Origin of the sequence: Paraburkholderia bengalensis (assembly GCF_037126505.1) — a bacterium.
Taxonomy (GTDB): Bacteria; Pseudomonadota; Gammaproteobacteria; order Burkholderiales; family Burkholderiaceae; genus Paraburkholderia; species Paraburkholderia bengalensis.
Map to the genome: position 1 here is coordinate 22499 of NZ_JACFYJ010000089.1, position 11563 is coordinate 34061.

Annotated in this window: 7 protein-coding genes and 4 pseudogenes; 5 read left to right on the forward strand and 6 right to left on the reverse strand. The window is 64.5% G+C overall.

The genetic code is table 11. The features are described 5' to 3' along the window. Nucleotides 1–187: 187 nt before the first annotated feature. Both H3V53_RS34085 and H3V53_RS34090 read right to left on the reverse strand, forming a co-directional pair. The gene (locus H3V53_RS34085) at nt 188–829 is read right to left on the reverse strand and encodes a hypothetical protein (protein WP_336601578.1); all 642 of its coding nucleotides are present in this window, start codon (nt 827–829) and stop codon (nt 188–190) included. A 236-nt stretch (nt 830–1065) separates the two neighbouring features. Then, a pseudogene (locus tag H3V53_RS34090) lies at nt 1066–1407 on the reverse strand (chemotaxis protein); the annotation flags it as partial. Between the two features lie 175 nt (nt 1408–1582). Here H3V53_RS34090 and H3V53_RS34095 point away from each other — a divergent pair. After that, complete coding sequence (locus H3V53_RS34095) at nt 1583–2266, forward strand: UdgX family uracil-DNA binding protein (protein ID WP_336601579.1); 684 nt, start codon at nt 1583–1585, stop codon at nt 2264–2266. A gap of 44 nt (nt 2267–2310) precedes the next feature. Here the strand turns inward: H3V53_RS34095 and H3V53_RS34100 are convergent, their stop codons facing one another. After that, the gene (locus H3V53_RS34100) at nt 2311–4770 is read right to left on the reverse strand and encodes a hybrid sensor histidine kinase/response regulator (RefSeq protein WP_336601580.1); all 2460 of its coding nucleotides are present in this window, start codon (nt 4768–4770) and stop codon (nt 2311–2313) included. A gap of 95 nt (nt 4771–4865) precedes the next feature. Next, the gene (locus H3V53_RS34105; RefSeq protein WP_336601581.1) at nt 4866–5375 is read right to left on the reverse strand and encodes an Lrp/AsnC family transcriptional regulator; all 510 of its coding nucleotides are present in this window, start codon (nt 5373–5375) and stop codon (nt 4866–4868) included. A gap of 189 nt (nt 5376–5564) precedes the next feature. On the opposite strand from H3V53_RS34105, the gene H3V53_RS34110 reads away from it, so the two are divergent. Next, on the forward strand, nt 5565–6581 hold the full coding sequence (locus tag H3V53_RS34110; protein ID WP_336601582.1) for a 1-aminocyclopropane-1-carboxylate deaminase: 1017 nt from the start codon (nt 5565–5567) through the stop codon (nt 6579–6581). 187 nt (nt 6582–6768) lie between these two features. Here the strand turns inward: H3V53_RS34110 and H3V53_RS34115 are convergent, their stop codons facing one another. Next, complete coding sequence (locus tag H3V53_RS34115; RefSeq protein ID WP_336601583.1) at nt 6769–7536, reverse strand: DUF4410 domain-containing protein; 768 nt, start codon at nt 7534–7536, stop codon at nt 6769–6771. Nucleotides 7537–7866: 330 nt separating this feature from the next. After that, nucleotides 7867–8520: pseudogene (locus H3V53_RS34120) on the reverse strand (endopolygalacturonase); the annotation flags it as partial. A gap of 716 nt (nt 8521–9236) precedes the next feature. Between H3V53_RS34120 and H3V53_RS34125 the strand changes: the two are divergent. The 3 genes and pseudogenes from H3V53_RS34125 to H3V53_RS34135 all read left to right on the forward strand — a co-directional run. Then, nucleotides 9237–9680, forward strand: a pseudogene (locus H3V53_RS34125) (MFS transporter); the annotation flags it as partial. A 66-nt stretch (nt 9681–9746) separates the two neighbouring features. Then, nucleotides 9747–10551: pseudogene (locus tag H3V53_RS34130) on the forward strand (NAD-dependent epimerase/dehydratase family protein). A gap of 67 nt (nt 10552–10618) precedes the next feature. Next, the gene (locus tag H3V53_RS34135; protein WP_336601584.1) at nt 10619–11389 is read left to right on the forward strand and encodes an HpcH/HpaI aldolase family protein; all 771 of its coding nucleotides are present in this window, start codon (nt 10619–10621) and stop codon (nt 11387–11389) included. Nucleotides 11390–11563 lie beyond the last annotated feature (174 nt).

The following is an 11563-nucleotide window of genomic DNA, read 5'->3' on the forward strand; positions in this document are numbered from 1 at the left end:
GACGCCGCAACGGCTCCGTGCATCGGACCCGGCCAAAAGAAGTAGCGGTACGGCAGTAAAACGAACACAGCGCGCGGCGTCATGCCGCGCGCTGTGTTCGTTTGGATCGACCGACGTTAGGCATACACGTCATTTCGCGTACCTCACGCGTACCTCACGCGTACCTTATGCGTCCCTTATGCTTGCCTTACGCGTGCCTTTGCGCGGACCGTTCGACGTCGCGACCGGCAGCACCCGCTCCCGTCTGTGCGGTCTGTGCGGTCGTTGCCGTCTGCACCGGCTGCGGCGGACGCGTCGGATCGAAGTCGGCCCATCGGCCTTGCTGCCAGCGTCCCGTGGCGCGCTCGATGGCCATGCCGCCCGCTTCGCGCAGCACCCGCGCGGCGAGCTGCTGCGATTCGGGCGTCACGTGCACAGCGAGCAGCACGCCAGAGTCGCGCTCTTCAAAATGCGCATGCTCGCGATGCGCGCCCTTACCGCCGCCGCGCGTGCGATACATCGCGCCGATCAGCGAGCCGATATACGCGCCCACACCCGCCGCGATCGCCGACACCAGCACGGGTGCCGAAAAGGCCGTGAAGATGCCGACACCGACCACGGCACCCACGACGGCCCCAATCGTGACGCCCATGCCCGCTCCCTTGGGCGCATCCGTCGCGGCGGCGTCCTTGTTTTCATCGCCGCCAATCGGAAAGCGCGCGTGCTGACCGCGCGGATTGACGAAAAACAGCGACACGTCCTCCTCGACGAAACCCGCCCGGAACAACCGTTCAGCGGCTGATTCGGCGGCCGGAAATGTGATGAATCGTGCGGCAACGATGAGCGACATGGTGCCCCCTTATTCCAGACTTCAGTCGATAAACGACGGCAGCGCGATGCAGCCACACTCGAGGCCGCTTTCGCGCACGCCGTCACGCCTGGCATCGCTTTGAGCAAGCGATGCGCCTGGCGTGTTCACTTGCGAGTTGCGGGCCGGCTTGCGCCACGATCTGCGTCCAGATCTGCATCTGAATCTGCATCGAGATCTGCGTCAGGCTCCGACGCTTCCTCGACTGGCTCCTCGTCCAATTCGACGAGTTCGTCCGCGATGCCTTGCGTCTCTTCTTCGCCCATTGCATCGATCACGCGATCCACCTCGATGTCTTCGTTCTCCTCGAGCGTCGAGTCGCCGTCCGCCGATGCGCGTTCGCCCGTGCCTGCGCGATCGGAATCGCTCGCGAGTTCCGCTTCGCCCGTTTCGAGCGCGTGATTGTCGAGTTCGTCGTCGACATCGAACGGGTGACGCTTCGCGCCTGCTACGTCGCTGCCGCTATCCGACGAATCGCTCGGTCCAAGCGACGCATTGTCATGCCCCTTTTGCCGCGCAGTGGGACGTTGTTCGTCATCGGGATTCAGCGTGCTCATGATGGCCTCCGGTTCAGATGGGTTTGCGTTGCGTACTGCTGCCAATGGGCCGCAAGAAGCATTCCGCTGCGGCCATCGAACCGCGCGCCATCGTGCGCCCCCGTGCGAGGGAACGACTATTGCTCGCGTTGGCAGCAAGACGGGCAATGCATGCAGTGCGCACACTTCGAACCCCATCATGAGCAGCCGTAAATCCACCGCTTCCTCCGCTTCGGCCGACGTTCCCGATGAAGCGCGCGGGCGACCCGCACCGACAGCGCAGCACCCGGCGGACGTCGAGCCCGGGCAACATCCCGTGACGCTCGACGATTGCCGCCGCTGCGCGCTGTGGTCGCGTGCGACGCAGGCGGTTGGCGGCGTCGGGCCGAAGCATGCGCCCATCATGATGGTCGGCGAGCAACCCGGCGACAAGGAAGACCAGCAAGGCGCGCCGTTCGTCGGCCCCGCCGGGCAGCTGCTCGACGATGCGCTGAAGGAAGCGGGTGTGTCGCGTCGCGACGTCTACGTGACGAACGCCGTCAAACATTTCAAGTGGGAGCCGCGCGGCAAGCGGCGCATGCACAAGACGCCCGCGCAGCGGGAGATCGATGCGTGCCACTATTGGCTGGAGCGCGAACTGGCTTCTGTCGGCCCGCGCGTGATCGTCGCGCTCGGCGCAACGGCGTTGAAGGCGATTCTCGAAGACCGGGCCGCGAAGCTGCAGGCGGTCGTCGGCAAGGTGCTGACGCATGGCGGCCGGCATGTCGTGCCGACGTATCATCCGTCGTTCGCCCTGCGCGCGCCCGACGAGGCCACCCGCGAACGTGCATATGCGGCGATCGTCGCGGCGTTACGCGACGCCGGCAAGCTCGCGTCGCGCTGAGGTTCGCGCTACCGTCGCGAGACAGCGCACGTAGCACCGCCGCGCTACGCGTGTGCGGCGAGCGCCGCTTTCAGCTGATCCAAGGAATACGGCTTGCGCAGCGCTGTCCAGGCGAACGGCAGCGATTCGTCCCGCATGGGCGCGTCGTGGCCTGTCGCGAACACGACGCGCTTTGCGGCGTGCATGTCCATCGCCGCGCGCGCGAGTTCGAGGCCCGACATGCCGGGCAGCGTGAGGTCCGTGAGCAGCACGTCGAAAGCGCGCCGCTGCAGCCGCTGCAATGCGTCTTCCGCGTTGCCCGCCGATTCGTAAGCATGCCCGAGCAAGCCGAGCAGCTCGCATAGCGCCTCGCGCGCGTCCGGCTCGTCTTCCACGACAAGGATGGTCAGCGCGCTCGCCGCGCTGGCGCCCGACGCGCCCGATCCGCCCGGTGACGCAGCATTGCGCTGCGCGCCCGTCATGCCATCGAATACATCGCGTATCTTGCGGGCCAATTGCATCCGGCTATACGGCTTTTGCAGCAGTTCGGCGCCGCCGCGCAGTTGCGCGTCCAGGCCCAACGTGTCGCGCGTATGGCCCGACGTGAACAGCACTTTCAACGACGGCCGCATCATCAGCGCCTGGCGCGCCATTTCAGGACTCAGCAACGGGCCGGGCATGACGACGTCCGTGAACAGCAGATCGACTTTCGCGCCGCTGCGCAGCACGGTCAGCGCGTCGGTGGCATCGTTGGCCGTCAGCACGCCGTAGCCGAGCTGCGACAGCATGTCGACGACCGTCAACTGCACACGCCGGTCGTCCTCGACGACGAGCACGGTCTCGTCGCCGCGCACGCCATCTTCCCACTCGGCGTCGCGTGGCGTGTGCGGACGCGCGACGGGCGTGTCCGTCGAGCGAGGCAGATAGATCGTCACCGTCGTGCCGACGCCGGGCGTGCTCGCCAGTTCGATATGACCGCCGCTTTGCAGCACGAAGCCGTACGCCATGCTCAGGCCGAGCCCCGTGCCCTCGCCTTCGGGCTTTGTCGTGAAGAACGGATCGAACGCACGCTCGACCACTTCCGCGCTCATCCCCGCGCCCGTATCGGTGACAGTCATCTTTACGTACTCGCCCGGCGTGGTCTGCGACGCCGCTGCCGCTTTTGCGTCGAGCACGGCGTTCGACAGACCGAAGGTCAGCAGGCCGCCTTCGGGCATCGCGTCGCGCGAATTGATGGCGAGGTTCAGCAGGACGTTTTCAAGCTGATGCGTGTCGACGAACACATTCCACACGTCGACGCCCGGATGCGATTCCTGGACCCGCACGCGCACGCGCTCGCCGAGTGCGCGGCGCAGCAGGTCTTCCATGCTGCGCAGTACGTCGCCGAGATTGCTCACCACGGGCTGCAGCGCCTGACGGCGCCCGAACGCGAGCAGTTGCGCCGCGAGCTTCGAGCCGCGCTCGACGGCCTCGATCGCGCGGCCGACGCGCGCGCGGCTCCAGCTATCTTCGTGACGCGCGCCGAGCAGTTCCAGATTGCCGCGCAACACCTGCAGCACGTTGTTGAAGTCGTGGGCGACGCCGCCCGTCAGCTTGCCGATCGCTTCCATCTTCTGCGACTGGAACAGCGCGTCGCGGGTCTGGTCGAGCAGTTCGGCGGCCTGGCGGCGCTCGGTGATGTCGCGCGTGATTTTCGCGAAGCCGATCAGCGCGCCGTTTTCGTCGCGGATCGCGTCGATCACGACGTGTGCCCAGAAACGGCTGCCGTCGCGCCGCACGCGCCAGCCTTCCGCTTCCCAGCGGCCCTCGCGCGCGGCCGTTTCGAGACCGAGCTGCGGCATGCCCGCGGCCGCGTCTTCGCGCGTATAAAAGCACGAGAAATGCGAGCCGATGATCTGTTCGTCGGTGTAGCCCTTAATGCGGCGCGCGCCCGGATTCCAGTTCGTCACGAATCCTTCCGGCGACAGCATGAAGATCGCGTAGTCATTCACGCCCTGCACGAGCAGGCGAAAGCGCCGGTCGCTTTCGATCGCGGCATCCGTGGCGTTCTTCTTGTCGCTGATATCGCGCACGACGCGCCCGTAGCCCAGAAGTTTCCCTTCGGGCGAGTACAGCGCCGTGATGATCACGTTTGCCCAGAACAGCGTGCCGTCCTTGCGCACGCGCCAGCCTTCCGATTCGTCGCGGCCGTGTTCGCGCGCGAGCTGCAGCGACAGTTCGGGCAAGCCCTTGCGCTGATCTTCGTCGGTGTACATCGTGCGGATGTGCTGGCCGAGAATTTCGTCTGCCCGATAGCCCTGGATTGCTTCGCCGCCGCGATTCCAACTGATGATCGTGCCGTCGGGCGATAGCGCGAAGATCGAGTAGTCGGTCGTGGATTCCGCCCATAGCTGCAGCCAGTCGCCGCTGAAGTTCATTATGCGCGCGGATGAACCGTCCGCCGCGTCGTGATCCGGCGCGCATGGTTGCGCGTGCCCGGTGTGCTGGCTTGCCGTGTTGCCGATAGGATTGTCTTCGTCGCTCATTGCCGAAATGTTGCCTCGTCTGCGCAGCTATTGTAAGCGCACCCCGATGCGGCCGATATCGCAATATGACCTGATGAGCGCGCATTGAACCGGCTTCACAGCGGAAACTTCGTAGTCGACAGGATTTCCTTGAGCACCATGAAGCTGCGGATCTGCCGCACGCCTGGCAGGAACAGCAATTGCTCCGCGTGCAGACGGTTGAAGCTTTCGCTGTTACGCGTGCGTACCAGCATGAAGTAATCGAATTCGCCTGTCACCACGTGACACTCCATGCAGCCCGATACCTTTTGCGCGGCCTTTTCGAATGCGGCGAAGGTTTCGGGCGTCGAGCGGTCGAGCACGACGCCGATCACGACCAGCATGCCCGCGCCGACCGCCTTCGGATCGAGCAGCGCGACCGTCGCGCGGATCAACCCCATTTCCTTGAGCCTTTCGACGCGCCGCAAACAGGCCGGCGCGCTGAGCTTCACTTTCGACGCAAGCGCAACGTTCGAAATCGACGCGTCCTGCTGAAGCTGCTTGAGGATCGCGCGATCGATGCGGTCGAGTTGCGCGGGCGGCGTGATGTCTGCTGTTTTGGCGTGGCGTAATTTTGTTGCGCACATGGTCCGAACGAAGAAATAAAGGCGTGTTGAGTTTGCAGTTCTCGTTTCAAAAGTATGTGACAACGATTTATTTCGCAAGCTCATTTCGCGCGCACTTTTCTATCATGTCTGTCAGCGCGGCATCGGCTGTTCTGGCTGCCTGCCACGCCGACGCGCGCCAAGCCCATTCCCGATCAACGGACCTCGACCATGAACCTGCAACGCTTTCCCCGCTATCCTCTGACTTTCGGGCCGACGCCGATCCAGCCCCTCAAGCGCCTCTCCGACCACCTCGGCGGCAAGGTTCAGCTGTATGCGAAGCGCGAGGACTGCAACAGCGGCCTCGCCTTCGGCGGCAACAAGACGCGCAAGCTCGAATACCTGATCCCCGAGGCGCTCGCGCAAGGCTGCGACACGCTCGTGTCGATCGGCGGCATTCAGTCGAACCAGACGCGCCAGGTGGCCGCCGTCGCCGCGCATCTGGGCATGAAGTGCGTGCTCGTGCAGGAGAACTGGGTCAACTACTACGACGCCGTGTACGACCGCGTCGGCAACATCCAGATGTCGCGCATCATGGGTGCCGACGTGCGGCTCGTGCCCGACGGTTTCGACATCGGTTTCCGCAAAAGCTGGGAAGACGCGCTCGACAGCGTGCGTGCGGCAGGCGGCAAACCGTACGCGATCCCTGCCGGCTGCTCCGATCACCCGCTCGGCGGACTCGGCTTCGTCGGCTTTGCGGAAGAAGTGCGCCAGCAGGAACAAGAGCTGGGCGTCAGGTTCGACTACATCGTCGTGTGCTCGGTGACGGGCAGCACGCAGGCTGGGATGATCGTCGGCTTCGCAGCGGATGGGCGCGCGGATCGCGTGATCGGCATCGATGCGTCGGCGAAACCCGAGCAGACGCGCGATCAGATCACGCGCATCGCGAAGCGCACGGCCGAACAGGTCGAGCTGGGCCGCGACATCACCGCGCAAGATGTCGTGCTCGATACGCGCTACGGCGGCCCCGAGTACGGTCTGCCGAACGAAGGCACGCTCGAAGCGATCCGGCTATGCGCGCGGCTCGAAGGCGTGATGACCGATCCCGTCTACGAAGGCAAGTCGATGCACGGCATGATCGACAAGGTGCGGCGTGGCGAATTTCCGGAAGGCTCGAAGGTGCTTTACGCGCATCTGGGCGGCGTGCCCGCACTGAACGCGTATAGCTTCCTGTTCCGCGAAGGCTGAGCGCGACATGCGGGCACAGGCGCGCAAATGAAAAACGGCGATGCGTTGCCGCATCGCCATCGTCTCCTCGCTGCCGGGCCGCGCGCAATGCGCGGCCTTTTTTGCGCTTGCTCCCGATCAGTCCGGCTCAGTCCCGTTCAGTCCCGTTCAGTCCCGTTCAGTCCCGTTCAGCCCTGTTCAGTTCTGCTTACTTCACCACATCGCCGGACACCCAGCCCTGCGCGACGCCGATCTGCGCGACCTGCTTCGCGACGGAGTCGGCGAGTTTCTTCGCGTCGCCCGTCACGCTGTCGCCCTTGTGTTCCGCGCCGACGTGCGCCGCGCCGCCGACAGCCGCCGACGTCGCCACGTGCCCGACGGCCGCGCCGACGCCCGCTGTTTCCGCGACGCCCGGCATGTGGCCGCTGTTCGCGTCGGCGTCGAACGTCTGCACGAGCTGAGGCATGCCGCCCGCCGGCTTGTACAGCACCTGCACGTGCGCCGTCACTTCGCTCTTGCCTGCGCCCAGGCCGATCAGCATGCGGCGCCGATGGTTGCCCGCATCGATCGAGCCGAGCGCGCCTTCGACGATCAGCACGTTCTGGCCGGCGGGCGGCGGCGCGTCGGTGCGGATCGCGCGCATGCCCATTGCCTGCAGCTTCGCGACCACTTCGTCCGTGAGCGCTTCGCTGGCGGCGACGGCTTCCTGCGTCTGCTGCGCCGCTTGCGACGAACCCGGGAAGCCCGTGCTCAGCTTGTGCACGAGGCCGCTGTTGTCGAGCTTCACGGCATCGGGGTTGCTCGCGAACGTGTAGACGTAGACGGTCTGCGGATTGGCTTGCGCGAGTGTCGAATATTGCGTGGAGTTGGTGACGCTCGCGGCTGCACAGCCGCTCAGCAGCATCGCGCTGAATGCGAGCGCGGCTGACGCGCTGCGGATGGTCTTGCGGCTAACGGTGTTCAGCGATGTAAACATGATGTGAAGTCCTTTGATCGGTCGGATGGTCGGGTGTTGAACAGATCGTCCGATGTCTGGCTTCACTGAAGCTTTGCGCACCATCGGCGATATCACGGTCGCTGCGTGAATCGCCGGCTTCGTTTCGTTTCTGCAGCTCTGCACGCGGAACGCAGTATGGTCGAGCGCCTGCGCGAACGCCATCGACGAATTATGTCGACCTGTGTCATGGCGCGCGCACGCTTGTCTGGCGGGCGTTTCGGCTTGATGGGACGGGCCGCTTTTCGCGTGCGAGGTCGCGGATCGTCGCGGACTGTCGCGGATCGTCGCGCCCCTCACGCAGTCGCGAAGCTACCGGCTATCCACCACCGACGTGTTGTACACGGCCGCGCCGACCGTCACGTTCGACAGCGCGATCGCGTTCACGTTGTCGCGTAGATCGCGCCGGGCGTCGTCGCGCTGGCCGTGCCGTTGCAAACGGGCGTGCCGAGATTGCAGTTCGTGATCGTGAAGCCCGAAATGGGCGCAATGGCGGGCGTCGGCGCGGGACCGTTGTAGGCGAATGCGGCGGGCCCCTGCGCGACGATTGCCTGGCAGCACGAACCCGTCGCCGCCGACCGTCACGTTGCCCGCCGTCACGTTCGAGATGTACACGTTCTGCACCAGCGCGGGACGCGTGCGCACGGCATCGTTGGCGGGCTGATAGTCGCAGTCGAAAGTGATCAGCCCGCCTTGCACCGCCGACGGATTCGCCGCGCTCGCCGTCACCACGCCGAGCGGCACGGTCGAATTGACGGGACTGCCTGCAAGCATCGCGCTGCCGTAGCCGCCGCGATTTATTGTTGGTCTTGATCCGGATCGCGATGTTCAGCGGATTGGTCTGCCAGTTCTGATTCAGCATCTGCAGGTTGCGCGCGTAGATGTTCTGCAACCGCCGCCCATTTCGCTGCCGAGCGTGATGCCGCCGTGGCCGCTGTTCATCGTGCAGTCGCTGAGCATATGTTGTAAAACGACTTGTGTCGTGTCAAGCGGAGGATGAGGTTAGCCGCGTGTCCGTCATTCATCGGGATTTTCAAGACATTGTAGATTACAAGCGGCCTTGCGCAAGAAATGGCGCGCAGACGCGATCGAGGAACGTTCTTGATAAATGAAATATTTGCTTGACAAGTATGCGCATTGACGCAATGATGTCTGACACAGAAAAGCGCTGCGAACAAAGCCTGCCACCCGCACGGATGCGGGTCGCGGCTCGGCAGCCTGGCTTTGATCACGCGTGTACGACATACAGTCGTGACACCTACCCTGCTGCCGCGCGGCGCACGCGGCAGCGAAAACAACAAGCTCGCGCCTCTTCAGCCTCATCAGACAGACTCATCCGAACGGCATCGCCCCGGTTTCGCGATGACCGCCATCCGCAGGAAACATGCAGTGCAACGCCACACGATCAAATGACTACGCTGATGGATCATCGGGCGCATCATGCTCGGGACCGTCTTCAACGATCTCGCGCGCAGCTCGCAATCCGTCGCGGCGCCGACGCTCACCGAGAAGCTGCCATGACGACGCAGCAGTATTCGTATGTCGTCGCGGCGTTCCAGCGCGCATACACGGTGATGCAGCCCATCGCGGGCTATATCCTCGACTTCGTCGGCCGACGAACGCGAATACATCCTGGCGGGCCAGAAACGCCGCGCGCAGCACGCAGCGCGTCCGTCGGGTCGCTGATCGACTCGCGCAAGCTGGTGATCGTCTGCGGCGCGGTGCTGATGATCGGACCGGCGTGCATCGGCCTTGCAGCCAGCCCGTATGTCGCGATCGCGCTGTTCTGCACGGGCGCTTTCGCGCACCAGGCGATTTCCGGCGCGCTGTTCACGCTCGCCTCCGACGTATTCGGCCAGCACGAAGTCGGCACGGCCACGGGTTTTTCGGGTATGTGCGGCTGGCTGGGCGGGATGATCTTCTCGTTGATCGTCGGCGCGTTGGCGACTACCCTCGGATATAACCCGCTGTTCGTCTGCCTGATGTTGTTCGACGTGATCGGCGCGACTGTCGCGTGGAAGCTGATCACGTACGGCGAGTCGAGCGCAGTTGAGTCTGCCGTCGTGCCGGCTGCCTCGGCTGCCGTCGCCGCCGAACTCGCCGTGCGCCAGACCTCGGGCCGCTGAATATCTCCCGAATGTCCCCCGAATCCCAGCCTGACGGCTAAAGGTTTTTGACCATGACGAAAAAAAATTGCGTTGAGCGGTGCGGGCGGTCAGCTTGGCCGCTTCCTGCGCGCCGCGCTGAACGCGCGCGGCGTGAACCTGCGTTCCGCCGCTGGCTCGCGCGCACTCGAACCACTGTTCGATGGCGAGGATGTGATGCACGGCGACCTGCGCGACCCCGCCGTGGTCGATCGGCTGATGCAGGAAGTCGACGTGCTGATTCACATGGCGGGCACGAGCGTTGAGCGGCCTTTGCCCGAGATCATCGAGAACAATCTGAGAGGTCTCGTCGAAGTGTATGAAGGCGCGCGGCGGCATGGCGTGCGGCGCATCGTTTTCGCAAGCTCGAATCACGCGATCGGCATGTACCCAGTCGAAGACAAGCTCACGCTCGACTGCGCATTCCGTCCCGATGGCTTCTACGGACTCAGCAAGGCGTGGGGGGGAGTCGCTCGCGCGCATGTACTGGGACAAGCATGGCATCGAGAGCGTGTGCATCCGCATCGGCAGTTGCATCGAGAAGCCGACGGAGTTCCGCCACCTGAGCACCTGGCTCGGCCACGACGACTTCCTGCATCTGATCGACCGCTGCATCAACGTGCCCGACGTTGGCTTTCAGGTGGTCTGGGGCGTGTCGAACAACACGCGTAGCTACTGGGACAATTCGTCGGCGGTGCCGCTTGGCTACGAGCCGCGTCAGAATGCGGAAGACTATGCCGACGAAATTCTCACCAAACCGAATCCGCTCGATCCCGTCGCGCAACGTTTCCAGGGCGGCGGCTTCGTCACCATCGATTACACCCCGCCCGAGAAACGCAACAAGCCGCGCTAGCCGTTGCGCCGCGAGGCGCTGCCCTGGTCATGACCATCTGTGAAGGCATGCTTCTGTGGAGAATGCAATGAAGCTTCCGGAGAATCCGTTCAAACGCGCGCTGCGGGACGGGCGTCAGCAGATCGGCTTGTGGTCGAGCCTCGCGAGCCATGTGTCCGTCGAAATTCTTGCGGGTGCGGGGTTCGACTGGCTACTGCTCGACATGGAGCACGCGCCCAACGAACTCCCAATGGTCCATAGCCAGTTGCAGGCCTGCGCGGGCACGTCCGCGCATCCCATCGTGCGCCCGCCATGGAACGACATGGTGACGATCAAGCGCCTGCTCGATAGCGGCGCGCAGACGCTGCTGATTCCCTACGTCGAAACGGAAGACGAAGCGCGCGACGCCGTCTCGTTCACGCGCTATCCGCCAGAGGGCGTGCGCGGCTATGCATCGGCGGCGCGCGCGTCGGGCTTCGGACGCGTGCAGGATTATCCGAAGCATTGCGCCGACGAGCTATGCGTGCTCGTGCAGATCGAGAGCCGGCGTGGGCTGCAGAATGTGGAGCGGATCGCGGCCGTCGAAGGCATCGACGGCATTTTCATCGGGCCAGGCGATCTGTCCGCGGCGCTCGGGCATGTCGGCGACATCAAACATCCCGACGTGCAGCAGAGCGTCGACGAGACGATCCGACGAATCGTCGCGACAGGCAAGCCGGCCGGCATCCTGATCGGCGACGAGGCGCTCGCGCGTCACTATATCGAGCTGGGTTGCACGTTCACGGCAGTCGGTTCGGACATCGGCTTGCTTGCGCGCAATGCGGAGCAGTTGGCGGCCAGGTTCAAGACTTCACAGTGATGGCGGCGACGGCGCCCTGATGGTGCCACTGGCGCGCGCGAACCAAACCCGTCATTGCTGCAACTGGCATGAAAGAAAGCGCCGCAAACGCGGCGCCCCTCCTTCCCCGAGATCCGAACGGCGTGCGTCAGAACCGGTGCACCATGCCGACGCCCACACCCACCATGCTGCGCG

What these genes read in the sequence shown, in the direction of transcription:
- H3V53_RS34085 (WP_336601578.1), bottom strand. Translation starts at nt 829, where the DNA reads ATGTCGCTCATCGTTGCCGCACGATTCATCACATTTCCGGCCGCCGAA.
- H3V53_RS34135 (WP_336601584.1), top strand. Translation starts at nt 10,619, where the DNA reads ATGAAGCTTCCGGAGAATCCGTTCAAACGCGCGCTGCGGGACGGGCGT.
- H3V53_RS34115 (WP_336601583.1), bottom strand. Translation starts at nt 7,536, where the DNA reads ATGTTTACATCGCTGAACACCGTTAGCCGCAAGACCATCCGCAGCGCG.
- H3V53_RS34095 (WP_336601579.1), top strand. Translation starts at nt 1,583, where the DNA reads ATGAGCAGCCGTAAATCCACCGCTTCCTCCGCTTCGGCCGACGTTCCC.
- H3V53_RS34100 (WP_336601580.1), bottom strand. Translation starts at nt 4,770, where the DNA reads ATGAGCGACGAAGACAATCCTATCGGCAACACGGCAAGCCAGCACACC.
- H3V53_RS34105 (WP_336601581.1), bottom strand. Translation starts at nt 5,375, where the DNA reads ATGTGCGCAACAAAATTACGCCACGCCAAAACAGCAGACATCACGCCG.
- H3V53_RS34110 (WP_336601582.1), top strand. Translation starts at nt 5,565, where the DNA reads ATGAACCTGCAACGCTTTCCCCGCTATCCTCTGACTTTCGGGCCGACG.